The 24,837-nt window shown below is 45.2% G+C and carries 20 protein-coding genes and 1 pseudogene; 12 read left to right on the top strand and 9 right to left on the bottom strand.

Annotated features, from left to right (window positions below):
• Position 1 precedes the first annotated feature (1 nt).
• The 3 genes and pseudogenes from AC0IYG_RS21390 to AC0IYG_RS21380 form a co-directional block, all read right to left on the bottom strand.
• Positions 2-1,323: pseudogene (locus AC0IYG_RS21390) on the bottom strand (sugar porter family MFS transporter).
• Between the two features lie 203 nt (positions 1,324-1,526).
• Entirely contained in the window at positions 1,527-3,386 is a 1,860-nt protein-coding gene (locus AC0IYG_RS21385) for an ATP-binding protein (RefSeq protein ID WP_471713103.1), read from the bottom strand.
• Positions 3,387-3,553: 167 nt separating this feature from the next.
• On the bottom strand, positions 3,554-4,264 hold the full coding sequence (locus AC0IYG_RS21380; protein ID WP_471713102.1) for a substrate-binding domain-containing protein: 711 nt from the start codon (positions 4,262-4,264) through the stop codon (positions 3,554-3,556).
• A 134-nt stretch (positions 4,265-4,398) separates the two neighbouring features.
• Between AC0IYG_RS21380 and AC0IYG_RS21375 the strand changes: the two genes are divergently transcribed.
• Positions 4,399-5,883 carry an arylsulfatase gene (locus tag AC0IYG_RS21375; RefSeq protein ID WP_471713101.1) on the top strand — a complete coding sequence of 495 codons (1,485 nt, stop codon included), beginning with the start codon at positions 4,399-4,401 and terminating at the stop codon, positions 5,881-5,883.
• Between the two features lie 10 nt (positions 5,884-5,893).
• Here AC0IYG_RS21375 and AC0IYG_RS21370 read toward each other — a convergent pair whose 3' ends face one another.
• Positions 5,894-7,762 (bottom strand): M61 family metallopeptidase, encoded by a 1,869-nt coding sequence (locus AC0IYG_RS21370; RefSeq protein WP_471713100.1) that lies wholly within the window; start codon positions 7,760-7,762, stop codon positions 5,894-5,896.
• Positions 7,763-7,998: 236 nt separating this feature from the next.
• Between AC0IYG_RS21370 and AC0IYG_RS21365 the strand changes: the two genes are divergently transcribed.
• The 4 genes from AC0IYG_RS21365 to AC0IYG_RS21350 all read left to right on the top strand — a co-directional run bounded on the left by AC0IYG_RS21365 (position 7,999) and on the right by AC0IYG_RS21350 (position 13,807).
• The gene (locus AC0IYG_RS21365) at positions 7,999-9,486 is read left to right on the top strand and encodes an amino acid permease (protein ID WP_471713099.1); all 1,488 of its coding nucleotides are present in this window, start codon (positions 7,999-8,001) and stop codon (positions 9,484-9,486) included.
• Entirely contained in the window at positions 9,479-11,122 is a 1,644-nt protein-coding gene (gene betA, locus AC0IYG_RS21360) for a choline dehydrogenase (protein ID WP_471713097.1), read from the top strand. The genes AC0IYG_RS21365 and betA overlap by 8 nt, the downstream gene beginning before the upstream one ends.
• A gap of 41 nt (positions 11,123-11,163) precedes the next feature.
• Positions 11,164-12,639: an SLC13 family permease gene (locus AC0IYG_RS21355; protein ID WP_471713096.1), complete on the top strand. Its 1,476-nt coding sequence runs from the start codon at positions 11,164-11,166 to the stop codon at positions 12,637-12,639.
• 148 nt (positions 12,640-12,787) lie between these two features.
• The gene (locus AC0IYG_RS21350; RefSeq protein ID WP_471713095.1) at positions 12,788-13,807 is read left to right on the top strand and encodes a PDDEXK nuclease domain-containing protein; all 1,020 of its coding nucleotides are present in this window, start codon (positions 12,788-12,790) and stop codon (positions 13,805-13,807) included.
• 173 nt (positions 13,808-13,980) lie between these two features.
• Here AC0IYG_RS21350 and AC0IYG_RS21345 read toward each other — a convergent pair whose 3' ends face one another.
• Positions 13,981-14,283 carry a putative quinol monooxygenase gene (locus AC0IYG_RS21345; RefSeq protein ID WP_471713093.1) on the bottom strand — a complete coding sequence of 101 codons (303 nt, stop codon included), beginning with the start codon at positions 14,281-14,283 and terminating at the stop codon, positions 13,981-13,983.
• 197 nt (positions 14,284-14,480) lie between these two features.
• Between AC0IYG_RS21345 and AC0IYG_RS21340 the strand changes: the two genes are divergently transcribed.
• Together AC0IYG_RS21340 and AC0IYG_RS21335 are read left to right on the top strand one after the other, a co-directional pair.
• Positions 14,481-15,335, top strand: coding sequence for an AraC family transcriptional regulator (locus AC0IYG_RS21340; RefSeq protein WP_471713092.1), 855 nt, complete (start codon positions 14,481-14,483; stop codon positions 15,333-15,335).
• A gap of 66 nt (positions 15,336-15,401) precedes the next feature.
• Positions 15,402-16,676, top strand: coding sequence for an FAD-dependent monooxygenase (locus AC0IYG_RS21335; RefSeq protein ID WP_471713091.1), 1,275 nt, complete (start codon positions 15,402-15,404; stop codon positions 16,674-16,676).
• Here the strand turns inward: AC0IYG_RS21335 and AC0IYG_RS21330 are convergent.
• The gene (locus AC0IYG_RS21330; RefSeq protein ID WP_471713090.1) at positions 16,587-17,705 is read right to left on the bottom strand and encodes an AI-2E family transporter; all 1,119 of its coding nucleotides are present in this window, start codon (positions 17,703-17,705) and stop codon (positions 16,587-16,589) included. The genes AC0IYG_RS21335 and AC0IYG_RS21330 overlap by 90 nt on opposite strands.
• A 390-nt stretch (positions 17,706-18,095) precedes the next feature.
• Between AC0IYG_RS21330 and AC0IYG_RS21325 the strand changes: the two genes are divergently transcribed.
• Entirely contained in the window at positions 18,096-18,401 is a 306-nt protein-coding gene (locus AC0IYG_RS21325; protein WP_471713089.1) for a hypothetical protein, read from the top strand.
• Positions 18,402-18,504: 103 nt separating this feature from the next.
• Positions 18,505-19,407 (top strand): HEPN domain-containing protein, encoded by a 903-nt coding sequence (locus AC0IYG_RS21320; RefSeq protein WP_471713088.1) that lies wholly within the window; start codon positions 18,505-18,507, stop codon positions 19,405-19,407.
• Between the two features lie 147 nt (positions 19,408-19,554).
• Here AC0IYG_RS21320 and AC0IYG_RS21315 read toward each other — a convergent pair whose 3' ends face one another.
• Together AC0IYG_RS21315 and AC0IYG_RS21310 are read right to left on the bottom strand one after the other, a co-directional pair.
• The gene (locus AC0IYG_RS21315; protein WP_471713087.1) at positions 19,555-20,841 is read right to left on the bottom strand and encodes a hypothetical protein; all 1,287 of its coding nucleotides are present in this window, start codon (positions 20,839-20,841) and stop codon (positions 19,555-19,557) included.
• Between the two features lie 69 nt (positions 20,842-20,910).
• Positions 20,911-21,435, bottom strand: coding sequence for a hypothetical protein (locus AC0IYG_RS21310; protein ID WP_471713086.1), 525 nt, complete (start codon positions 21,433-21,435; stop codon positions 20,911-20,913).
• A gap of 305 nt (positions 21,436-21,740) precedes the next feature.
• On the opposite strand from AC0IYG_RS21310, the gene AC0IYG_RS21305 reads away from it, so the two are divergent.
• Complete coding sequence (locus tag AC0IYG_RS21305; RefSeq protein ID WP_471713085.1) at positions 21,741-22,190, top strand: DinB family protein; 450 nt, start codon at positions 21,741-21,743, stop codon at positions 22,188-22,190.
• 460 nt (positions 22,191-22,650) lie between these two features.
• Here the strand turns inward: AC0IYG_RS21305 and AC0IYG_RS21300 are convergent, their stop codons facing one another.
• Entirely contained in the window at positions 22,651-23,343 is a 693-nt protein-coding gene (locus tag AC0IYG_RS21300; RefSeq protein ID WP_471713084.1) for a hypothetical protein, read from the bottom strand.
• A gap of 85 nt (positions 23,344-23,428) precedes the next feature.
• Between AC0IYG_RS21300 and AC0IYG_RS21295 the strand changes: the two genes are divergently transcribed.
• Together AC0IYG_RS21295 and AC0IYG_RS21290 are read left to right on the top strand one after the other, a co-directional pair.
• Positions 23,429-24,109, top strand: a complete 681-nt coding sequence (locus tag AC0IYG_RS21295; RefSeq protein ID WP_471713083.1) for a hypothetical protein — start codon at positions 23,429-23,431, stop codon at positions 24,107-24,109.
• Positions 24,110-24,274: 165 nt separating this feature from the next.
• Positions 24,275-24,628, top strand: coding sequence for an SdpI family protein (locus AC0IYG_RS21290; protein WP_471713082.1), 354 nt, complete (start codon positions 24,275-24,277; stop codon positions 24,626-24,628).
• Positions 24,629-24,837 lie beyond the last annotated feature (209 nt).

Below are 24,837 nucleotides of genomic sequence, written 5' to 3'. Positions count from 1 at the left end.
ATTAATGTAGAATCATTGTTTTATCTGTTCTTTCCAGCGAGGTTCCCTTGGTTTCCGGCATGATGCGCCACACGAAAATGAGCTGCAAAATCATCATGATCGCAAAGAAGGAAAATGTGATTCCGCCGCCCAGATATTCGGAAATGATAGGAAAAGAAAAGGCGATGACGGCCGCCATAAACCAGTGTGTAAAGCTTCCCAGTGCCTGACCATTTGCACGCACTTCGTTTGGGAAAATTTCAGATATGAAAACCCAGATAACAGCGCCCTGTGAGAAGGCAAAAAAGGCAATGTAAACGAACAGGAAAACCGGAACACCCGTAAAATCCTGAATAAAAAATGCCCTGGCAACCAATCCAAGTGTGATAATGACACCCACGGAGCCAATCGCCATCAATGTGCGCCTGCCGAAACGATCTATAAAGTTGATGGCTAAAAGTGTGAAAGCGAAGTTGACGAAACCAATTCCCGCAGAAGACAAAAACGCAGCTTTTGCACCTAATCCTGTCATTTCGAAAATGCGTGGACTGTAATAAATGATGGCGTTAATGCCTGAAACCTGGTTGAAAACCGCGAACAGAATGGCAAGCATTACGGGTGTTTTGTATTTGGTAGAAAACAGCCGGGCAGAAGGTTTGTCTTTGGTTTCTTCGTTTGCATTCATGATCGCAAACAATGTTTCTTCGCTGGTTTGGGGATCGATAATGTTCAGGATTTCTTTTGCCTGCGCCACATCACCCTTTTTCATGATCAGCCAGCGCGGACTTTCCGGAACGTAAAGAATGGCCAGAAGGAAAATCAGCGAGGGCAAAGCCTGCACGCCCAGCATCCAGCGCCACGCATTGTCGCCCATATCCTGCATGAAGTAATTAGAGAAGTAAGCGATGAGAATGCCGAAAACGACATTGAACTGGAACAGCCCAACCATTTTCCCACGTGATTTGGCAGGAGAAATTTCGGAAATGTACATCGGGGCGGCGACGGAAGAAGCGCCAACGCCCAAGCCACCCAGGAAGCGGAAGAATATGAAAACATACCAGTCGGTTGCAAGCGCCGAGCCGAGAGAGAAACCAGATATAAGATGGCGATCCAGAATAAGGTGGTTTTTCTCCCCAGTCTGTCAGCCGGAATGCCGCCTAGCATGGCGCCGAGCACCGTTCCTATGAGCGCGATGGAAACGGTGAATCCGTGCTCGACCGCGGAGAGATCCCATACATGCTGAATGGCTTTTTCCGCTCCCGAGATGACGGCCGTATCGAATCCGAAAAGAAATCCGCCAAGCGCAACGACGATCGACCAAACTAATACCTTACTGTTTTTCATTGGTAGTTCTGATTTTTTGTCAAAACTACCGCCACTTGCTACCCGGAATAACTAAATAATATCTCAATAAAGTTAAACTTTGATACAGTGGTATTTTAGAAGGTTATAATGATGATAACCAGTGAATTAGCTAAGAATTTAAAATTTGATACATGCGCGATGTTTCAATTTTGATACATGATCTTTAAAATTCGTATCATTCTTTATGATTTCTTATATTCCATCGGCGTTTGGTTATATTTTCCCTTAAAGGCCGTGGAAAAGTAGGTAGGGGAGGAAAATCCGACCTTATAGGCAATGTCAGCAATGGTCAGATCGTCGCGGCGCAGCAGGAACTTGGCTTTGTTGAGCCTTACCTGCTGAATGTATTCATTCACGCTCATACCCAGCAACGCCTTCACTTTCCTGTAAAGCTGCACGCGCGACATGCCGAGGTCTCTGCCAATGTCCTCCACGCTGAGCTCGGAATTATCGTAACGCTCCTCAATATATGCAGTGAATTGCGTGATAAATTTTTTGTCCAGTTTGTTCGGATTCGTGCCCGACGAGGTTTCAATGGGCAGCTCGCTTGTATAGTGCTCGCGAAGCATCGACCGGTTTTTCAGCAAAGTCTTAATGCTTTCCTGCACATATTGCAGGTTGAACGGTTTGGTAATGTACGCATCCACGCCCGTTTGAATGCCTTCGATCTGCTGTTCGATGGTGGTCCTGGCGGTTAGCAAAATCACCGGAATGTGTGATGTCCTGAAATCGGATTTAAGGATTGAACTCACGCCCAATCCATCCTTTTTGGGCAATGTCACGTCGCAAACGATCAGATCGGGAATGTGCTCAAATGCCAGCCTCAAACCTTCTTCACCGTCATTAGCCACCAATATTTGGTAGTTGACATTTAGTTTTTGTTCCAAAAGCCTGACCAGATCATTGTTGTCTTCAATGAGCAGGACAGATTGATCGTGAACGGAAACCTCCTTAGCAGAAGCATTATTCGAAGCCGGATCTTCTTCCTGAATTTCAAAGTTTTGAACCATAAAAAAATCTTCCGCGTGCCCGGTTTGTAATTCATCTTCCCGGAAATGCTTGTTACCCAGCGGCAGTTCAATGGTGAATGCTGTTTCCTTATTCGGCTGGCTGCGGACGGAAATGGTTCCTTTGTGCAGCGAGATCAACTCTTTGGAAAGCGCCAGGCCGAGTCCGGTTCCGAGCGCTTTATAACCGCTTTCGGCTTGGTAAAAAACCTCGAAAACGTGCGCTACTTCCGATTCCGTCATCCCTATTCCATTGTCTTCCACCGTAATCTGCGCCTGATTGTTAGCAATTGTTTTGATATATAAATAAACCCTTCCCTTATCCGGCGTGAACTTGAATGCATTGGAAAGCAAATTAAAAACCACCTTATCGAGCATCGTGGCATCAAACCAGACCATCACTTCGGGATCGGAAGTGATCAGTTGAAAATCAATCTTGCGCTTGGAGGCAATGCGTTCGAACGCCACCATAATGTCTTTAACAAATGCTACAAGGTTATGTTCGCCAGCGCGCACCTGCATGCGGTGACTTCCCAGTTTGCGGAAATCCATCAGCTGGCTCACCAGCCGAAGCAGTCTTAATGTGTTTTTCCTGATCAGTGAAAGCTCCTGTTTGATCAACGGATCGCGGATTTTTTCGCTCGCCAGAACATCCTCAATCGGTGCTAAAATCAATGTCAGCGGCGTGCGGAATTCGTGTGAAATGTTGGTAAAGAATTTGAGCTTGGCCTCGTTTTCAATTTCGGCACTTTGCGCCAGTTGCTCGATCTGATTTTTTTGATCTGATATTTCATGATTCTGCACTTCCAGCCGCTTGTTGATCTTCCGGTTTTCGCGTAAAGAATAAAAGGAAATGGCCCCGAAAATTAGTGCTAATGCAAGCGTGATGGAAACGGTGTAAATGACAATGCTCTGGTTTTCAGAGATCGCGCGCTGTTCTTCAATTTTTTCCTGCCGACGCTCAATGTCCTGCTGCTGCGCCACCAGTTTCTCGCTCTGCAACTTCATGATCCTGACATTGGTCGAATCGATCATGGTGATTTGCAGGCGGTTTTCTCTTTTGAAGGGCTTCTTTTGAAGAATAGAAATGGCAGTTCGTATGGCTTCTTCTCCGCCGGTGGGATAAAGAATGGTAGCATTTAAAATGTCCCTATCAACCAGATCAATGCCGCCATTTGGGCCGGTTAAGCCGTCAACACCAATTAAACGGATCTTTTTTCAAGACCTAAATTTTTACAAACCTTAAAAGCAGTCAGCGCACGGCGATCATTCTGGCAGAAGATAACATCAATGTCTGTATTTGCTTTTAGCAATTTGGTCAGCGGAGCTTCAAAGGAATATTTATCCCAGTCACCATCGAGTTTGGCAACCAGTTCGATGCCGGCAAACCGATTAATGATCTCCATAAAACCTTTGTGGCGATCAATGTCCGCAGACGATCCCGGTTTTTCGCTGATCTCAATGACCTTTCCGGTTCCTTTTAAAAGCGTATTCGTATAAGCGCCGGCGATCTGTCCAACTTCCACATTATCAGCACCTACGTAAGCTGTATACTGATCCGAATTTGTCCGGCGGTCGAGAATAATAACCGGAATTCCGCTTTGATAGGCTTTTTCTACAATGGGTGTAATCGGCTCGGCTTCATTGGGCGAGACAATCAGCAGGTCAATGTTTTGTTTGAGCAGTTCTTCAATTTGTGTGATTTGTGTTTTGCTCTGTCCGCCCGCATCCTTCATCACAAAGTTGATCTCCGGATTGAAAGACAACTCGCGATACATGCTCTCCTGCATGGTTTTTCGCCAATCGTCCGCACCCGTGCATTGCGAAAAACCAACGGTATACTGCTTCGATTCTTTCTTGGAGCAGGCAGTTAAGATCCAACAAACCAGAACAATAAGTTTAAAGTATTTCAATGTTTTCTTGTATTTAACTCAGCGCTTCGCCTTTTATAAAAGTATCACAAATATGTGTTTTAGTAACGGCTTTTTAAGAAGACTAAGCGCTTCTCCGCTTACTTTTGTTACAAAACCACTTGAAATTCGCATTTATGTTTAGACCCGCACAACAGTTTGCCTTCTTTTTTCTGATTTTAGGATTCTGTTTAAGTCCGGTTTTCAGCGTTGCTCAAAAAACGCAGTTGCCCAACATCATTTATATCTACGCCGACGATCTGGGTTACGGAGAGCTGGGCTGTTATGGTCAGTTGAAGATCAAAACGCCCAATCTGGATAAAATGGCGCGAGAAGGAATGCGGTTCACGCAGCATTATACGAGCATGCCCGTTTGCGCACCAGCACGCGCTATGCTATTGACCGGCAAACATGGCGGACATTCAGCAATTCGAGGCAACTTAGAGCTTGGCGGGTTCAAAGACGAAGAAGAACACGGTCAAAAACCGCTTCCGGCAGCAGAATTTACGATTGCCGAAATGTTGAAACAAAAAGGTTACGCGACAGCATTAACCGGAAAGTGGGGTCTCGGAATGAATAATACAGAAGGATCGCCTCTCAAACAAGGCTTCGATTATTATTATGGTTACCTCGATCAAAAGCAGGCCCACAACTTTTACCCTTCCCATTTGTGGGAAAATGATCAGTGGGACACATTGCCACAGCCCTGGATAAATGTGCATAAGAAGCTGGACCCATCGACGGCAACCGATGCGGATTTCGCATATTTTAAAGGGAAAGCGTATGCGCCAGCTAAAATGACGGAGAAGGCGTTGGCCTTCATTGAAAAAAGTAAAGGCGGGCCTTTCTTCCTATACATGCCATACACCATCCCGCACGTATCGTTGCAAGCACCCGACGAATATGTGAAAAAGTATATTGGTCTTTTTGATGAGAAGCCTTATTACGGTGAAAATGGTTATGCCTCTACAAAATATCCGCTGTCAACTTACGCGGCAATGATCACCTATCTGGACGATCAGGTAGGCATTATCATGGAAAAGCTCAAAGCGCTTGGCCTGGATGAAAAAACGATTGTTATGTTCAGCAGCGATAATGGTGCAACATTCAATGGCGGGGTCAATGCGAAATTTTTTAACAGCGTTGACGGTCTGCGCGGACTTAAAATGGATGTGTATGAAGGCGGCATCCGGGAGCCATTTATCGCGCGTTGGCCGGGCAGGATCAAGGCCAACAGTGTAAGCAATCATATTTCTGTTCAGTATGATTTAATGGCAACGCTGGCGGAACTAACCGGTCAAACGCTGCCAAAAACGGACGGAATCTCATTCTTACCTGAATTACTAGGCAGGAAAAGCAAGCAGAAAAAACACGACTTTTTGTATTGGGAATATCCTGAAAAAGGCGGTCAACTGGCCATTCGCATGGGCAATTTTAAAGGCGTAAAAACGGACTTAAAGAATAATCCGGGAAGCCCGTGGCAGATATTCAATTTGAAAAAAGACCGTAACGAAACCACTGACATTGCGTCCAAACATCCGGACATTGTAAAACTGTTTGAAGGAACCGTCAAACAGCAGCACATTGATTCTGGTGTTGACGCATGGCGTTTAATTGAATAGCGGAACCGGGTCATTTTTTCAGCCAAGCCTCATTCAAAGCACGTTTTGACTCGTCTTTGAAACGGAAACCGTCGCCGTCGGAATAGTTTTGCTTTACGGTTCCTTTCAGTTCCAGATCCTGGCCATTGCGATTCACTTTTACCGTTATCGGGCTGCCTTCTTGGAGTTCATAACCCATGTAAATGAACCCGTTAGGGTCTTTTGGGTCTAATTTTAACCCATTGATCTCTACAAAACGGTCATTGTCTTTGATGCCCAGATTGTTGTAAAAGTTATTTGCACCGTCAACGGAATCGGCGAGGATTTGCCTGCTTGTCTTGTCAATTCGAATGTAAGGCGTGCGTTTGATCATGAAAACGAGCGGCTCAGGGAAAGGAACCACTTCCGCAACGACACCCACTTTCTTTGTAAAAGACTCATAATTAATAGGTTCTCCCTTGACAACATGTTTTTGAAGGAAGTCGCCGACGGCGGGGCTTGTCAGTTTCGTGATCTCCGGAATCAACTCCGCGTCATCGAATGCTTTGGTAGGACCGTAAATTTTAGAAAGCTCGCCCATCAGCCACAATAACCCGCGCTCGCCTTTACTTTCTTCTCTGATCAAAATGTCCACGCACATGGCAATGAGCGCACCTTTTTCGTAAACATTGGTGTACTGTGTCTTCATTTTCTTGTCCAAAACCTGGCTGCTCATTTCAGTAAAGGACAGTTCGTCATCATATCTTTTTGAATTTTCCACTTTTCGGGCCATCAGGTCGTAAAACTGGTTATCGTTGATCAAACCTTGATTAACCTGAAAAAGATTGGAAAAATATTCAGTCACGCCCTCATAAAACCAAAGATGCTGGCTCATTTTCGGATCGTTGAAATCGAAATACTGGATCTCCTTTGAGTGGACTTTCAGTGGCGTAATGGTGTGAAAAAACTCATGGCTGACCACATGGATCAAATCTTTGCTGCGCATCGGATCACGAAAAACTGCCACTGTGGAATTGTTATGTTCCAGTGCGCCAAATCCTTTTGCATCATTTTCGCCGCCCGATGAAATGTAAGTGAGCACTGCGTATTTCTTTGTATCGTTGACCGGCCCGAGAAACTTTTTTTGCGCCCTTATCATCTTTTCCAGATCGGGACGAAGATCACTGGCGCGCACGGTGCCACTTTTGGCATACACAGCCAGCAGCACTTCCATGCCATTGACATAGAATGTGGAAGTGTCAGGTGCGGCATACATCACCGGGTTGTCGACCACATCGGGGTAGCGCGCAATGTTGAAAACGTCGGATTGCGGACTGTTATCGGTGTCGATCAAGGCCGTTGATCCGTATAAATTGGCTGGGTGCGTGATTGAAATCTGGTAAGGCTTTTCGAGCTGGCCCGTAAAGTAACCCACAAATCCTGCCATATTGAGCATAAAATGCTTTCCGGCGTCAATATCGGTCCCGGCAGGTGAGAAAATCGTTTTTCCTTCCGCCGTGAATGTGTCATCATCTTTCTCGTTATCAAAGGTGTCATTGACCAGATAAGAAATGCTTTTCAGCGCCTTTGCATTATCAATAGTGACGGTGTTAGAATCGGTCCGGGTGGTTTTTAGCTCTTTTCCTTTGTTGTCAAAAGCTTTAACGTCAGTCACATAGCGGCCATAATCTGCGATCGCATATGTTCCAGGGATAATTTTCGGAAAATGATAGGCAATGGTTGAAGCCGTTTGTTTTGGGGAAGTGACAGTCACCTTTACCTGGTCTGATGCAACATTAGCCAGGTCGATCGACACCTGGACTGCATCGTTTGTTGAAATCTTTCCGCCCGTTTTCTTGCTGGCGGCACATCCGCAGAGCCAGATCAGGGTTAGCGATAACATGAATGTATTTAGTCTCATTGATGATTTATAGTTTATTAAATGTTTGATCAACCGGCAAGTTACAAAATCGCTGGCGTTGATTTCCGCCACACTGCTATTCCATAACCATGCCCTAGAAGCGCTTCTGAGCTAAAACGCAGGTTATCAATGAAGATAAGTTTGATAAAGCCTTATAAATCGGGCCGGGGGTCAAGTATAAAGTAGGAGCTATCCTTTTTTATGTAGTAATTGTAAGATAAACCCTACAAACTAATATGAAGGATTCCCGGGCTGCTGATCACGCCGACCTGGCCAGCTTTGGCTATCGGCAGGAATTGAAACGCTCGATGGGCAGCTTTTCCAGTTTTGCTGCCGGCTTCTCTTACATTTCTATTTTGACGGGGCTTTTCCAGATGTTCCATATGGGTTACGGCATTGCCGGTCCCGGATTTTTTTGGACCTGGCCGTTTGTGCTCGCGGGTCAGTTGCTGGTGGCGCTTTGCTTTGCTGAACTGGCTTCGCGCTTTCCGTTGTCCGGTGGGGTTTATCAATGGGCAAAATTTACAGGAAACCCTTTTTTGGGGTGGATGACAGGGTGGATTTACCTGGCTTGTCTCATTGTCACCCTTGCTGCCGTGGCTATGGCATTACAAGTCAGCTTGCCGCAAATTTCAGATGTTTTTCAAATGATTGGAACATCAGATGATGCAGAATCGGTTGCTATCAACGGCATTTTACTCGGGTCCATTCTAATTGCTATCAGTACGCTCGTCAATGCGAAAGGCATCAAGCTGATGGTGCTGATTAACAACATTGGTGCGATTGCGGAACTGGTTGGGATTGTGCTTTTAATATTTCTGCTTTTTCTAAACAGGGTAAGATCTCCCGTCGAGGCGGTTGTTCACATTGAACAAATCAAATCTGTGGGCAGCACTTTTCCAGATTTGAAGATTTTTCTGGCAGCCACGGCATTGACAGCCTCTTATGTTTTGTACGGTTTTGACACTGCCGGAACATTGGCCGAAGAAACACATAACCCGCGTACAAAAGCGCCCCGTGCCATTTTGCAGGCACTTTTAGCGGCCGGGACTGCGGGATTACTCGTATTGCTTTTCGCGCTCATGGCAGTGCAGGATTTCAATATGCCGGATCTGGGAAATATTCGCGGCGGGTTACCCGGTTTGGTGAAATCGGTTTTGGGGGAAACTACGGGAAGTCTATTTCTTTGCTGCGTTATTTTTGCCATTACTGTGTGCACTTTGGCTGTTCACTCCGGGGCTGTCCGGTTAATGTATGCGATGGGGCGTGACGGTTATCTACCTTTTAGCAAATCTTTATCAGCAGTTTCTTTAAAAACCCAAACGCCTGTTCTAGCGACGCTCATTTGTGGTTTGGGAGCGATCATCGTGTTGGCGGTGAACATTCAATTTCCCAATGTATTCGCATTAGTAACTTCAATTGCCATACTCTGGGCCAATCTGGCTTACTGGATTGTGGTTGCACTTCAACTCAAAAACAGATTAATGTCAGCTCGTGCTGACAGCGATAGTACGGCCAGATTTGATCTGGGCAAGTGGGGCTTGCCGATCAACATTCTCGCGCTCGTTTGGAGCACATTTATGGTGGTCAATGTGTCGTGGCCGCGGCCTGAAACGTATGGTTTGGAATGGTATCACCAGTATTCCGCATGGATGTACACGGCTGGTTTAATCGTGATCGGAATTTGTATTTATTATTATAAGTCGTTGAAAGACAATGGATAAAAATTTTGACACGATCATCATTGGCGGTGGGTCGGCAGGTTGTGTGCTGGCAAACCGGCTCAGTGAAAATCCGGACCATAAAGTGCTGGTCATTGAGGCGGGACGAACGGATTCCTGGTGGGATATTTTCATCCACATGCCAGCGGCGCTGACCTATCCGATCGGCAGCAGATTTTACGATTGGCAATATCAATCCGAACCCGAGCCGTTTTTGAATAACCGGCAGGTGTATCACGCACGTGGAAAACTGCTGGGCGGTTCCAGCTCCATTAACGGAATGATTTTCATCCGCGGTAATCCAATGGACTATGAAAAATGGGCAAAGGATCCCGGAATGGAAACTTGGGATTATGCCCATTGCCTGCCTTATTTCAAAAAATCCGAAAACAGAACCGCCGGAGTCAACGGCTGGCGTGGTGGCGGCGGGCCGCTGCATTTGGAGACCGGGCCGGCTACTAACCCGTTGTTTCAAGCATTTTTCAATTCAGCCAAACAAGCAGGATATCCGCTAACGGATGATGTGAATGGATTCCAGCAAGAAGGTTTTGGAAAGTTTGACCGTAATATCAAAAACGGAAAGCGCTGGTCGGCTACCGATGCATATTTGCATCCTGTTTTGGGAAAACGCAAAAACCTGGAAGTGATCTGTGATGCGCTTACAACCAGAATTCTGTTTTCGGGAAAGCGCGCAACCGGTGTGGAATTTTTGAAAGGAAATACTTTGCACAAGGTTAATGCTACGGAAACTATCTGTTGCGGCGGCGCCATTAATTCTCCCCAGGTGCTTCAATTGTCGGGAATCGGGAACCCGGAAACATTGAAGGCGGCGGGCGTCAATTCGCTGCACGACCTTCCCGGTGTGGGCCAGAATTTACAGGATCATCTTGAAGTATATATCCAATATGCCTGCAAAAAGCCGGTGAGCGTTTACCCGGCGCTGAAATGGTATAATAAACCGCGGGTTGGTCTGCAATGGATGCTTTTTCGCAAAGGACCGGCGTCGACCAATCATTTTGAGGGAGGCGGATTTATCAGAAGCAATGAAACGGTTGCTTACCCGAACCTTCAATTTCATTTTCTGCCTGTGGCGATCCGGTATGATGGCAGTTTTCCATCAGGCGGTCACGGTTATCAGGTGCATGTCGGCCCGATGAATTCGGATGCCCGCGGATCGGTCCTGATCAAGTCGTCGGATCCAAAGGAAAAACCAGCCATTCGTTTCAATTATTTGTCAACGGATAAAGATCGGAAGGAGTGGGTGGAGGCGATCCGCTGTGCCCGGAATATTTTGAACCAGTCAGCATTGGGTGAATATAACGGCGGTGAACTCTCTCCCGGGCCTGGCGTGGAGACCGATCAGGAAATTCTGGATTGGGTCAGGCGCGATGCGGAGACTGCGCTGCATCCATCCTGCACTTGTCGCATGGGTACGGACAGCATGTCGGTGTTGGATCCGCTCACATTTCGGGTTCACGGTCTCGAAGGTTTGCGCGTCGTGGATGGCAGTGTGATGCCGTATATAACCAACGGTAACTTGTATGCACCGATCATGATGATTGCCGAAAAGGCAGCCGATATCATTTTAGGCAAGCAGCCACTCGCACCGGAAAAAGCTGATTTTTATCAAAAGCCTTAATGCATAGCAACAACCTCCTTTATACTCTTAACTGAAATTCCTTGAAACCTGCCCAATTTGCTGCGCTGCTTGCCGGACCGGCTGCGTTTTTTCTTGTCCTGTTTTTCGCTGACTTAAATCCCGGGCACCCCAAAGTGACCAGAATGGCCGCGGTAACAGTATGGGTGGCCATTTGGTGGCTCACCGAAGCAACTGACCTCGCCGTGACGGCGTTATTGCCATTCATCCTGATGCCGATTCTGGGCATAGCCGATTCGCAAACGGTGGCGGCGCAATATATGGATCAAACCATTTTCCTATTCATCGGAGGGGTGCTGCTGGCATTCGCTATTGAACGCTGGAACCTGCATCAGCGGATCGCATTGTCCATTTTATCAAAACTCGGGGCGAATCCAGCCACGATGCTTGGCGGCGTGATGGTCGCTACTTTTTTCATTTCCATGTGGGTGTCCAACACGGCCACCGTCATGATGATGCTCTCCGCGGTGCTGGGTATTATCGTTCAGGTGGAAAAACACGAAATTTCTGCTGCTCAAAAAAATGCGATCGCCAAGGCAATGCTGTTAGGGCTTGCTTATGCGGCATCCATCGGTGGCATGTCCACATTGGTGGGAACGGCCACTAATCTTGCATTTTACAAAATCTATTTGGATGCTTACCAAGATGCAGGTGACATGAATTTTGTCAGCTGGTTTGTCCTGGCTTTTCCGGTTGCATTAATGCTGTTGGCTGCGGCGTTTTTCATTCTCAAATTCACCTTTCTCCGTGAGGCAAAAAACGTGGTTTTCGACCGCAGTTATTTTGTTGCTTCCCTACGGCAATTGGGTAAAATGGCTTTTGAGGAAAAGGTCGTATTTGCGGTTTTTGTGATTACCGCATATTTGTGGTTTGGCAGAAAAGACATTGACTTCGGATCGTTTCATTTAAAAGGCTGGGGCCGACTTTTGGGTACACAAGCATCGTTTATTACGGATAGCACGGTGGCTATTGTGATGGCAGTTTTACTATTTCTGATCCCCTCCAGAAATGAGAAAGGAAAAATGCTGATGAGCTGGGAAGAAGCCAAGAAGCTTCCGATCGGCATCATCCTCTTGCTGGGCAGTGGTTTTGCTTTGGCAAAAGGATGCGATCAGTCGGGGCTAAGCACCTGGCTGGCTCAGGAACTGCTTTTTTTAAAGGATGCGTCCCCGGTTTTTATCATCGCTGGCATGTGCGTGATCATTTGCGTCATCAGCGAACTCGCTTCCAATGTCGCCTGCATACAATTGGTGTTACCCATATTAATAGCCATTCAAAAAGTAACCGGCCTCCCACCATTAATGCTCATGGTGCCCGCGACAATGGCCGCCTCACTGGGTTTCATGCTCCCCGTAGCCACCCCGCCCAACACCATCGTCTTCGGAAGCGGCCGCATCCGCGCTGCGGATATGCGCAATGCTGGGTTGCTGCTTGATGTTGCGGGGATTGTGATTATTACGGTGGCGTCGTTGATTATTAGGGTGTTGATTTGGCAATAAGGATAGGGAATAGTGTGCGACATTAGGAGTTGGATTTTTTCAGTAGCATGTCGAAAATGACTAATCAATATAAAAAGCTAAATTTGGCGGGACCGGAAACCGAACCTGAGTGAGTAAGTAAAACCAAATCGATGTCTGCCGCCTTCGCATGAATAAAGATAAAGTAACGCTATCGAGCTTTAACGACGCAGAGTACAGTGAAATGCTGAGCCAAGCAATTGGCCAGATTCGGACAGCACGTATACATATTGCCCGTCAGGTAAATAGCAGCACACAGTCCGTTTATTGGAATCTGGGAAAATTGCTTTCGGAAAGGCAGCTGGAAGAAGGTTATGGAAGCAGTGTTGTGAAACAATTATCCATTGACTTGAAAAACGAGTTTCCGGATATGGGTTTATCTCCGCGAAATCTTTGGGATATGAAACGCTTCTATGAACGATACTATCAGGCAGATACAAAACTGCGACAGGCTGTCGCAGTTTTGCCGTGGGGACATAATTTGCTGTTAATCAACAAGGTAAAAGATGATTCTCAGATCGCATTCTACGCAAGCGAAACCCTCAGTAAAGGTTGGTCGAGAGACTTATTGCTCAATGCCATTAAGATGGACAGTTACAGCCAGGCACAAAAGCAGATCAAAACGCACAATTTTGACCAGACACTCCCCGAAGCGCATGCCGATTATGCCAACGAAGTTTTCAAAAGCACCTACAATCTGGGATTTTTGGGTGTTACGGAACCTATTAAAGAATTGGAACTGGAAAACAGACTGATTGCGAAAATCAGAGGATTCATACTTGAATTGGGCAGAGGATTTAGTTTCATTGGCAACCAATACCGGCTAGAATACAATGGCAAAGAATATTTTGTAGACATGCTTTTCTTCCACCGCGGCCTGCGTTCCCTTGTGGCGATTGAACTGAAAATTGGCAGTTTCAAGGCGGAATATGTCGGCAAAATGAATCTCTACCTATCCTTACTCGACCGTCTCGAAAAAAGCGAGAATGAAAATCCTTCGATCGGCATTATACTTTGTGCTGATAAAGATCACTTGGATGTTGAAATAGCTTTGCAGGACATTAACAAGCCGATTGGCGTGGCGGAGTATCAGCTTTTGCTGCCTCAGGCGGAATTGCAGCGGTTGGTGTTGAGTGAATTGAACGCGTAGAGTAAGACGCTTGCGGTATTAAACCTTTCGGAATTCATCTGCACGTTTTAGTTCCTTAATGTATTCTTGCCTCAAAAGGTCTGACGGATTGCTCAAATTTTTCAAGGCGCTACTTCGGCTTTCTAGAAGATGAGTCAGCCGGCTTTGCGCAGCAGACATGTGGTGCAATCACATTACACGCCGGCTCCTCCCAAGATCTCCAATTCCTGCCCTCTGGTAGGCTTTCCATCAAAAATCGGCATGGCTTTAATGATCAATTCTCTTACTCCTTCGACATTTAATGAATTGTCGTGATCTTCTTTGCTGTCCCAGATTTCTGTAACATATACCGCATTTAAGTCAGCTGCATCCTTTGCCACAACATAGATTTTACAACCTTTTGCTGTGGATACAAGTTGGGACGCTTCGAGTAGAATGTTCGCAAGATCTTCGGCTTGGCCAGGCTTCGCATTTAATTTTCCGTGGAGTAAATACATGGTTTCATTGTTTATGGTGATGGATTTGCCGAATGTAGTCAAAAAACGATTTTCATCCATAAAGTGTCTTGCAAGAATGGGCATGCACGGTTTTTCAAAACACCATATGTTCCGCGACTTGTCCACTTAATGCCGTATTTTGTCGGACAAAAGCCGTCTTCTATTTATCTACCTTTGATCTGCACAAGTCAATGGTTATGCTGAAAGAAGAAATACACTTATTTGAACTTGCTGAGGGCCGTTATGGATTGGTTATATCACCAATGCTGCCTTCATTTGTTCCGGTTGAAGATGAAGTGTCGGCGTTTGACCCCCACCGCCATGATTCGTACGGCCTTTTCCTTCTGAAATCCGGCGAGATGACATTGCTTGTGGAAGAGCAGGTCGTCAACATGCAGGGCTCGTCGCTGCTGTTGGTGCAACCTGGGCAGGTTCATCAGTGTGTTTATTCAAACGAAATCTTCGGGTGGGTCATGTTCTTTGACGGCAAGCATTTAGATACAAAAACAAGGTCCGTCATAGAGCAATCGATCCAAAAAATTGCATTGTTTGATCTGAACCACAGTGAACTGCTTTTTACGGATCAGTTGCTCTTGTTAATCCACGAGGCATCGGAAGCAAACACACCAGGACCTTTTCATCACCAAATGTTGCATGCCCTGATCAACGCACTCTTTTATCAGGGGGCTAACCTGCAATTGTTGCGTGAGTCATCTGATGACCAGCCAGATTCGCGCCCTGCCCAGATCGTCCAGGAATTCAAAGATTTGATCAAAATACATGCGAGAAGTTTGCGACGACCGGCGGCTTATGCTGAACTGATGCATATTTCAGTCAGCCACCTCAATGATACAGTTAAAGCATTTACCGGATATTCTGCCACTTATCTTTTGCACCAGGAAGTGATTGGTGATGCCCGTAAACAGCTGAGATACACGACCAAAACTGTGAAGGAGATTGCTGCTAATTTAGGTTTTGGTGACGTTAAATATTTTATCAGGCTGTTCTCAAAAGTAGTCGGACAATCCCCGTCAGCTTTCCGGAAAATCTAAAACGACTGCATTCCGAGCCCAGATATTTTAAGGAATTCAATTAAACACAAAACAGATTAGACAAATATGAATAACCAAAAAATTCTGGTTACAGGCGCTAGCATTGCCGGCCCGACACTCGCTTACTGGCTTAACCGTTACGGATTTAAGGTAACTATTGCCGAGCGCGCGGCTGAGCTCAGACTTGGCGGACAAAACATAGACGTGAAAGGTCCGGCGCAGGAAATTGCGCGTAAGATGGGTATTGAAGAGCTCATTCGGTCAAAAAATACAACTGAGGTTGGCATTCGCTTTGTTAACACGAGCAACGAAACGGTGGCCGATTTTCCAAAAGAAAGCTCTTTAAGTATGACACAGGAGCTGGAAATTCTGCGTGGTGATTTGGTTCAAATCCTTTACGATCACACCAAAGAAGCCGTTGAATACCGGTTCAATGAGCACATTACTAAGCTTTTGCAAACGGAAGCAGGTGTCAATGTTACTTTCGCAAGCGGCAACGAGGAGTTCTTTGATTTGGTAATTTCTGCCGAAGGAATCGGTTCCTCCACGCGTAAGCTCGCATTCAGCAGCCAGCCTGCATTCAAATATCTGGGCTTGTATACGGCCTATTTAACCATTGCCAAAGCGGCAACGGACAGCACCTGGGCCCGTTGGTGCAACACTGAACGCGGGATAGTTTACCTGATCCGTCCAGATAATTATGGCCAAACACGGGCATCCATAACATTTACCGCAGGCGAAGATGAATACCAGGACCTTTCATTGGAAGAGCAGAAAACGGCGCTGATCAACCGCATTAAAGGCAGTGGCTGGGAGTCCGAACGTTTTATCCAAGAAATTAAAAAGACCGAAGATCTTTATTTTGACAGGATCAGCCAGGTGAAGGCGCCCAAATATAGCGTGGGCAGGGTTGCCATCGTTGGCGATGCAGCCTATTGTGCAACGCCCATTGCCGGCAAAGGGACGGATCTGGCCATGTCGGGCGCTTACATATTGGCCGGAGAATTGTTTACTGCAAAAACATTTCAGGAAGCATTCGATTCTTATGAAAACAAAATGAGACCCTACGTGGAGAAATGTCAAAAGCTCCCGCCCGGAATTCCTGGTTTGGTTTATCCTCAATCAAAAATTGGCGTTGACATTTTGAATAAAATCGTTTCGTTAGCAGGCAGCAAACCGGCAAAGTGGCTTATGGCGCATTTTGGAAGTGATAAAAAAGTGGTAGAGCAAGAAATTGCTTGCCGGACTACATTAATTAACCTCCTTACCCTTATTATGCTCATCTTCAACAACTTCCCTGATGGCAGGTTTCGCATCAGGTTCGCTGTCATCTTCGCCTAAAAGCATTCCCCAAGGGTTCAGTCCATTTACACGGTCGAAAATCACTTTGAAAATGGCAATGACCGGAATAGACAGGAACATTCCCGTGATGCCCCAGATCATCTCGCCAAGAACGAGTCCTACCAGCGCGACAAGCGTGTTAATTTTAACCTTCGAACCGACGATTTTTGGCATGATATAATTGCTGTCGATCAGGTGGATTACCACGATGGCGATGGCGACAAAAATCAGCTGGCTCGTTCCGGCTGTGGCGAAGGTGATCAGGCTGGATAATATCAGGGCGGTCAATATTCCGATGTATGGGATGAGGTTCAAAATTCCGGTGATGAGCCCGAGCAAGAAACCATATTTCACACCCAGCGCCCAGAATGCAATGCACGTAAGTCCGGTTACCAACAGCATTTGCAAGAACAGTCCGAAGATGTATTTTTTGACGATATATTGAATCTGATTAACAATGTCGTATACAACTACACTATGCTCCTGATCAAAAACCGAGACAACAAAACGGAGCAGCAATCTTCTGTGCAGGAGAATGAAAAAGGTGTACAGGAACGTGAAAACGAGGAAAAGCACGATGGAGGAAACAGACATAATGGTGTGTCCGAGAATGCTCGTGCCGGTGTTCACCGCCTTTGATGCTGAATCATTGATGTAATTCATCTGCTCCTCACTGTTGACATGGAATGTAACTTCGATCCATTTTTGCAGATCAACTGTTGTGTCGAGCACCTGCTGTTTGAACGCCGGCCAGTCTTGAGCAAGTGCAGTCAACTGCGAGCCTAGCAGAAAAAATACGCCAGCAATAGCCGCGATCAATGCCAGCAAAGATAACAGCGAGGACAATGCGCGGGGAAAATGTAAACGGTGTTCAAAAAACACGCATGATGGCAAGAGCAACAGCGAAAACAGCAGCGCAAAGATGAGCGGAGCCAGCAATGTCTGGCCGATGATGGCGATGTAAACAAGGCAGATAATGCTGATCAGCACCTGCGCAAGGCGTGTGTAAAATGGGGTAGCGATAATCATGTAATATGTGTTTTTAGAGGCACCCGTCGTGAACCGGGCTTTTGATTTACGTGGCAGTTATGTTACCGGATAGAAAAAGCATGCCATCAAAGGCCGCTCCTGTTGCTAGTAACCGCTCGTAACGCTCTGATTATGATGTTACTATCAGGCACTTTGCTTTCCCGGTTTCGGCAATAGTGAGTGACAGTTAGGTTGTTATCGCATTGGTTTAAGTGTGGGCAGTGTTAGTAATGAGGTTGAAACTTTTTTTAAAAAATTTTAAAAATGGAATGAATGTTGAGGTAAACAATGGGAAGATGAGGTGTTGCTTTTGATCGCCTATGACGACGAAGCGAGTCGCCCAACCTATTTTCAGTTAATTTCCTATCTTTGAATATAAAATATTTGGCAATGGACGCAATCAAAATCAGGGTTAACAAGCAAATGGACGGATACTCATTCAGTATTTCGCCATCCATTCGTGATTTTATCAGGACGCTTTTTCCTAATGCGCATCCCGCTAACAATATTTTTGTGGGGTATGACACAAAAAGTGATTTTGAAGTTTACGCAGGTAAGCTCGAAAGTCAGATATATCCTGCTCTGCTAGGCGTTGAAAATAAGAGTGATCTCAACCAGTTTGAAGAGATTCAATTCGTTGATACTCAGACTGGACACATACTATACAAAGTTAACCCGCGTGACGAAAAAGTTTAATCAGTATCTTGGGAAAGCCGGGCACCTGGCTATTGTGTCTGAAGTTTTGATGCTGCTCAACCATTTTCCTAGGACATAACATTTAACTGAACTGTCATTCAGCTTGAATAAATGGACATCACCGCACTACGAATTTAACATGAAAACCACCCTCACGCACCTCCCGGAAGACAAACAAGACGAACTAAGAGCCCTTACCAAAATCATCCTTGAAAAAGTCCCGGCTGAAATGATTATTCTTTTTGGCAGCCATGCGCGTGGTGATTGGGTTGAAGATTTTCAGGAGAATACTGAATATGTGAGCGACTATGATATTCTTGTCATTACCAAGGGCAGAAAATCGGCAAAGGCTGACGAGAAATGGTGGGATCTTAAAAAATTGGTTAATGGAAATGGCGAGCAAACCCGCGTCAGTCTTATTCATCACGGTATTGGCTTTGTAAATGATAAGATCGAGCGAAATGAATATTTCTTCGTCGATATATTGAAGGAAGGAATAATGCTTTTTGATTCGGGAGAATTCACGTTATCTGAGCCGAAGGTTATGAATCCAGAGCAAAGGCAGAAAAAAGCAGAAGAACAATTTCAGCCTTGGTTTAAAAATGCGAATAGTTTCCTGAGAACTTTTGAGTTTAATTTTGGTGAAGGCGATTTTGCAGTTGCAGCCTTCCAACTTCACCAGGCGACCGAAAGATACTATACCACAGTCTTGCTGGTTTTTACAGATTACAAGCCAAAAATTCATGATATTAAAGAATTAGGAAACCAAGTTGAAAAACTCAATTCTGCTTTTGGAGCGGTCTTTCCTAAGCATTCCCCGGAAGAAAAGCGACTGTTCGAACTTCTGCAAAAGGCTTACATTGAGTCGAGATATAACATGAATTATAAGATTGAGAAAGAAGAATTGGAATACTTGGCCAATCGTGTGAAACTGCTGAAAGATTTGACAGAACGCATTTGTAATGAACGCATTGCACAGTTTACACTCAATATCAATGGTTTGTAAAACTGAATGTCGGCCTCTGAAAGGAAATGATGGCTGGCACGCATCGACGCTTCCCAAACGGAGGTAACTGCGGTGAAGTCATTTTCGGATAGTGGTGAGATGTGGAATTGCATGTTCTTAGCTTGTGAAAATCCATTTATATAAGCCCTAATATGGACTTGCGGCGTTAAACCGGGCCGTTATCTGCGTTGATTTGTGCTGGTCCGTTTTTTCGTCATAGTAATGCAATGTTCCCGAGATCTTGCCAGCAACGCGCTTGTTTTGTTTATCATACGCCATAATGAAAACCGAGAGCGGGCCGATCACTTTTTTGCCGGTTCGGGGATGGTAAGAATCTGACCACGATTTACGGTCGCGATCCATGGCAGTGATCGAAATAGTGCGATCATCAGTAACCTCGTAGGAACCCACGCCAGAAAACGGCAGCATGCTCAGCGTAAACACCGCCTGGCGCTGGTCATTCAAGTTTCGTTCGGACAAACTGATCTGGAAAAACTCTTTTTCGACGACCGATATAGCACCCACCTCGGCACTATCCACCTTGGCACCAGCAAATTGGAAACCATTGGCGGCTTCGATGACGAAATTCGATATCAGGATCAGTTTGGCTTTGGATTTAAGCACAACTTCGACGCTGACCGCTGCCTGATTTGAGTTGGGGACCCGGCTGGGGGCAATATAGGTGGCCGAGGCGCCGTTTCCGGTCACGCCTAATGTCCCGAGCTGTGGGTCTGGATTACCGGTTGCGTCCTTCCCGTTCAATTTCCAATTTCTCACATCTTCTTTTCTCAATAATTCAGGCATTGAGAGTGGCGTAAGCCCACTTTCATCCTCGCGGCCCGGATGGAAAAATATTTTCAAATCCACATGCTCAGCCGGGACAAGCGAGCCCTCAGACGGGGTCATGTAATATGCCTCGTAAAATGCGACCGGAAGCAGCTTTTTAATAGGAGTGGAGGCTTTTTTCTGAGCCTTGTCCGCAACCACATTGCGCCGTCCCTGCCAGCTGCGGTCGGCTTGCTGAAAAGCGATGCCTAATGCCTCCGGCGCAGAGCCGACCAGATCTTGATCCGTATAATTCCAGGTCAATGTGGCTGGTTTTTCAAATTCCAAATTCTCAGGCCCAAGCACATATCCGGGCCCGGTTCCGCCCCAGGCCTTGTTTTCGACGGGCTGCAAAGTAATGGTCGTGTCTCGGGCCAATGCACCCGCCGGAATGGTCAGGGTTAACGTCTGGTCTTCGGTTGCAATGCTGCCCCCGGCCGGGCCGATCTTTCTGGAAACCGCGGCTCCAATGGGTTTGCCAATTTCAGTGGGTGTTCCCTGGGTTGGGATGACCGGATCTGGCTGGGGGTCGGATTGATTTTGCTGACAGGCTGTAAATGTCCAAGCGGTCAGAAAAATTGTTGTGAAAAATCGAAGGGGTTTCATCATTGGATTATTGTAATGAAGTCAATTGGAGAGTTGCTTTTGGCGCAACACATGTTTCAGTGTTGTATTATTTCAATCAACAACAATGTCAAATTCCCCACTGAACGAGGCGCTGTCTGGATTGCATTGCTCTTCGCCATTGGCATCAATCAATGCACCGGAAAACGTTCCTTTGGCGTGTTTACCTGGCTCGTATTCGAGGATCGTTATTTCTCCTTTTGTGGAGCGATAGCCGCTTTTGTCCGGGCACATCTGGGCGAAATAGTTATTGAAAACTGTCCCGCCAGTCTTGTATTCAACCTGACTTACTTGCTTGTAATTGTTAATGTCTTGTTTGTAGGGATAAGTGCCTGCCTGCGATCCGTAGGCAGTTAATGAAAGATAATCAGACCCGTCAGAGCCCGCGGTGATCCCAATGCTTTCGATTGATCCAAGTTTTCCTTCGGAAATGCTGGCGTCGTGATAAGTCTTTGTTTTTCCGTTAAATGTTAATTTGAGGGTGCTTTTTTCAGATGTGCTTGTGGATTCTGACTTATTCTGACAGGCAAGCAAGAACAACATCATCGTTCCGCAGGTGAGCGTTTCTTTTAAATTCATGGCTAAGTTTTTGATTACGACTAACATTAAATCTCTGGCACAAAGGTGGAGAGTGAGTTTTCATGGAAAAACAATTAAACATTTGAAATGCATTGATAACACTGTGAAATGTCAGTTCTGCTCGCCGAATTGTTGAGTCCAGTGAAGCGTCTGGTCTGCTCCGCATTTGTGTCACCAGACCCAATGTCGCCGTACAATAATTAATGCTACTTATGTCACAAATTTTTATGCTGGGAGCTTACAAATCATTTTCAGAAGTCATTATTTCGTGCTTATGAACCCATGCGCGGACTTTCTGAATTGATATGGATACATTTATTGAAGACTTGATTAAATATAACAGCTGGTCGAACCAGCAGATCATTAATATCTTATCCGCAGACCATGAAAAGGGTTCAGACAGGTGCCTGGAACTCATGAGTCATATTCTGCATGTTCATCATATTTGGAATGGAAAGATCAGACCATCACCGGTTAGTTACGGGCCATGGGAACTTCAACATTTAGCCAAACTATCTGAAATCGACAGCTCGAATACAGCAGTGACTTTGCAAATTCAAAAAGAAACGGATGCTTCCAGGTCAGTTGAATATCAGACTAAAACCGGTGCAACCTTTGTTCATTCTGTTCAGGAAATCATTTTGCAAATCATTACGCATTCAACTTATCACCGAGGACAACTTGCAACGGAACTTCGAAACATTGACATTGAGCCCCCATTGACAGATTATATTTATTACAAAATGACTAGCTAATTAACATCTGGTTTCTCATAATGTATAATCGATCGAACTCATGTGGGCTTTACCCATGCGTTCGCCGAAAATGGGGAACTTGGATAAATTCTATATTGCTCAACTGGCACATAAAAATCTATTATTTTCAACGCTGGTAGGACACATTAAGGAAGAAGTAGGAGATAATTGTTTAATTTAGACTATGATAATAACATAACCGTCCGCCTATGTTAAGCGTTAAAACGATGTACGGCCTAATCGTAATTGTGTACTGTTTTCTGATGCTTGCTCATTTATGGCCGTATATAACCCAGGCTTGGATAGCGTATAGTCAGAAACGATCTTTTCGGGAAGTCCCGAGACCTCCCAAAAATCGATTACTCACAGGCGGCCTGGCATTTTTAAGCGGAGTGCTTTGGATTTGGCTTGCTTTAAAGCAATAGCGCGAGGCCCGGAAATTTCCAAAGTTCATCCAATTTTAATAATGAGCCTTGTAAACAGGGACTTTATCAGTGCCGCCATCCCTTTCTATAATCCATGATGACCTGAGCACTAAATTGTAATAGACTTTTCCTGAAATTACATCATCTTCTTCGACAAGGACGGAGATTCTTCCAGGTTCTGATGCGCTCTGTGCTTCACTAAGCGTTACAAAACGCGGCGGAACCTTTTTATCAAGAATTGCTTTTGTTGGGTAGAATTTTGAACGGGATGCAGATCTTATGATTGCACTTAGGTTACCAGGAAGTTTCATTTCGACGGTCTGAAGATCATTGTTCCATGTCCAAGAACCGTCATTTGTTGTGCCCAGAAAGGTCACTTCCATACCAGTTACTTTCGGGTAAGGGGCATTTCCATACGGGCCTGAACCTAAGACTTCATCCACAATAAGTGAGTCAAAACGGTAGCCTGCATTGGGAACAACGCTGGTCGCAATAACGTAATCAACAGCATCTGTAAAAGGATAGAAGTTGATGTGTTTAGTCGTATCACCCACTTTTATGTGGAGTTCCTCGACCCGCCAATATCTGCCGGGTGCTGTTAATGAAGAGACAAATTTCGTTCTGCTCACATCATCGTCACCGCCTCCAGTTTGCGGAGCGTGATCCTGGATGGTGCAGGAAAATGTAAAAAGGAGTAGAAGTGAGTAGAGGACTGAGCGATTGAACATAAGGGTGAGTTTTTTATTATTTTGGCTCTTATCAATATGGCAGATACAAGTTTTATATAATGTCGAACCGAAATTAGCTTGCGCTATGAGAAAAAAACTACTTCACTATTTAATTGCTTTGCTTTTTTCGCAAATCATCAGCCTCAATTCTGCCTATTCTCAGAAGGCTAAAAAGCTTACTTTTGGCGTGTCTGCTGGAATAATTGGTGAAAGGTTTGGAGTGACGCGGAATTTTAGATATTCCGATCAAACTACGTCCACCCAGGCTTACACGGCAAATTCATTAGCGAACTTTGGTGGAACGTTGTGGGCCGAAAGAGCATTATTTTCATCATGGTCGCTAATTCCTGAAGTGGGCGCTGAGTTTGCGCATGTGAAAGACAACATTCTTACCGGGGCACTGTCGAAATCTGGCTTTGGTGTTGACATTAAGGAAACGCATCACTATGTCTCCGGTGCTATTTCGTTGCGAAAGTATTTTGTGCGAGATTCTAAAATCAAATTTTTTGCAGATTTGGGCATAAAGGCAGACAAACTTGTCCTATTTAAAAATAAGTATTGGCGTTATAAAAACACCATCAGAAACTCCACTTCTAATAATATTAATCCGGCGATCTCCGTTGCCGTAGGTGTCAAACAAAATCGCTGGGCAATTTCCACACAATATCATTACTTTCTTGGCACTCCACTTGACAAACGTTATAGAAATACACTGGATATCAATGGAGTGGAAACAAATTTTAACAAGGCAAAGTGTAGCTATTAAGGGAGCTTACACAATATTTAAGTGATTTTCCACAATACTATCAGGACTGTCACAATGCAGCAAGTGGTTTTAGCACTTTGAGGATATTAATCAAGAAAACTTTAAAAAAATTGCTTTTGCAAGCTTGACAGCGCTATCTTATTTTTATAAACATCTGACATTAATATGGACATCATTTTGTTAGGTCATTTACTATTTATGCTATGCAGTCTGCTCATCGCTATTGTAGCTAAATCCGTTGAATTACAAAAGACTAATACCTTTTTTGGATATCGCACTCCTTTTGCCCTGAAAAATAACAAGACATGGAAGGAAGCCAATCGTTATAGTGCACGCGTTCAGATTCTGGCGTCGATTGTTTTTTGCGTCCTCGCTGCCGGTTCTTATTTAGTTATCGGCGGTTTGACTTCATTTTATCTGTGTAGTTTCTTACTTGCTCTCTCGTCTATTTCAATTGTTCCGATTACTGAGTATCACCTTCGTAAAAAGTTTGACTCAAATGGGAATCATTTAAGCTGACCACTGGCTTTCTATCAACATTAAAAATCGCTGCAATGGATTGGTTCTTATTCTTTATTGGCATCCTCATTATTGGGTTTGGTGGTTACATATGGCGAAGCAAAAATGTGCGTTTGCTGAATAATGTTCCTAACGGAGCAAGGATTGTTGATAAAGACAAGGCGGCTCGGCTCGGTGGCAGTTATTTGATTTTGATTGGTATTTGTTTC

Source organism: Dyadobacter sp. AC419, from assembly GCF_979253085.1.
Note: the sequence above shows the minus strand (reverse complement) of the source record. Positions and strands in the feature narration are given on the sequence as shown.

Excerpts from the sequence above, each read along its gene's own strand:
- AC0IYG_RS21385 (WP_471713103.1), bottom strand. The coding sequence starts at position 3,386 with ATGATCGATTCGACCAATGTCAGGATCATGAAGTTGCAGAGCGAGAAA.
- AC0IYG_RS21375 (WP_471713101.1), top strand. The coding sequence starts at position 4,399 with ATGTTTAGACCCGCACAACAGTTTGCCTTCTTTTTTCTGATTTTAGGA.
- AC0IYG_RS21370 (WP_471713100.1), bottom strand. The coding sequence starts at position 7,762 with ATGAGACTAAATACATTCATGTTATCGCTAACCCTGATCTGGCTCTGC.
- AC0IYG_RS21365 (WP_471713099.1), top strand. The coding sequence starts at position 7,999 with ATGAAGGATTCCCGGGCTGCTGATCACGCCGACCTGGCCAGCTTTGGC.
- betA (WP_471713097.1), top strand. The coding sequence starts at position 9,479 with ATGGATAAAAATTTTGACACGATCATCATTGGCGGTGGGTCGGCAGGT.
- AC0IYG_RS21350 (WP_471713095.1), top strand. The coding sequence starts at position 12,788 with ATGAATAAAGATAAAGTAACGCTATCGAGCTTTAACGACGCAGAGTAC.
- AC0IYG_RS21345 (WP_471713093.1), bottom strand. The coding sequence starts at position 14,283 with ATGTATTTACTCCACGGAAAATTAAATGCGAAGCCTGGCCAAGCCGAA.
- AC0IYG_RS21340 (WP_471713092.1), top strand. The coding sequence starts at position 14,481 with ATGCTGAAAGAAGAAATACACTTATTTGAACTTGCTGAGGGCCGTTAT.
- AC0IYG_RS21335 (WP_471713091.1), top strand. The coding sequence starts at position 15,402 with ATGAATAACCAAAAAATTCTGGTTACAGGCGCTAGCATTGCCGGCCCG.
- AC0IYG_RS21330 (WP_471713090.1), bottom strand. The coding sequence starts at position 17,705 with ATGATTATCGCTACCCCATTTTACACACGCCTTGCGCAGGTGCTGATC.
- AC0IYG_RS21325 (WP_471713089.1), top strand. The coding sequence starts at position 18,096 with ATGGACGCAATCAAAATCAGGGTTAACAAGCAAATGGACGGATACTCA.
- AC0IYG_RS21315 (WP_471713087.1), bottom strand. The coding sequence starts at position 20,841 with ATGATGAAACCCCTTCGATTTTTCACAACAATTTTTCTGACCGCTTGG.
- AC0IYG_RS21310 (WP_471713086.1), bottom strand. The coding sequence starts at position 21,435 with ATGAATTTAAAAGAAACGCTCACCTGCGGAACGATGATGTTGTTCTTG.
- AC0IYG_RS21305 (WP_471713085.1), top strand. The coding sequence starts at position 21,741 with ATGGATACATTTATTGAAGACTTGATTAAATATAACAGCTGGTCGAAC.
- AC0IYG_RS21300 (WP_471713084.1), bottom strand. The coding sequence starts at position 23,343 with ATGTTCAATCGCTCAGTCCTCTACTCACTTCTACTCCTTTTTACATTT.
- AC0IYG_RS21295 (WP_471713083.1), top strand. The coding sequence starts at position 23,429 with ATGAGAAAAAAACTACTTCACTATTTAATTGCTTTGCTTTTTTCGCAA.
- AC0IYG_RS21290 (WP_471713082.1), top strand. The coding sequence starts at position 24,275 with ATGGACATCATTTTGTTAGGTCATTTACTATTTATGCTATGCAGTCTG.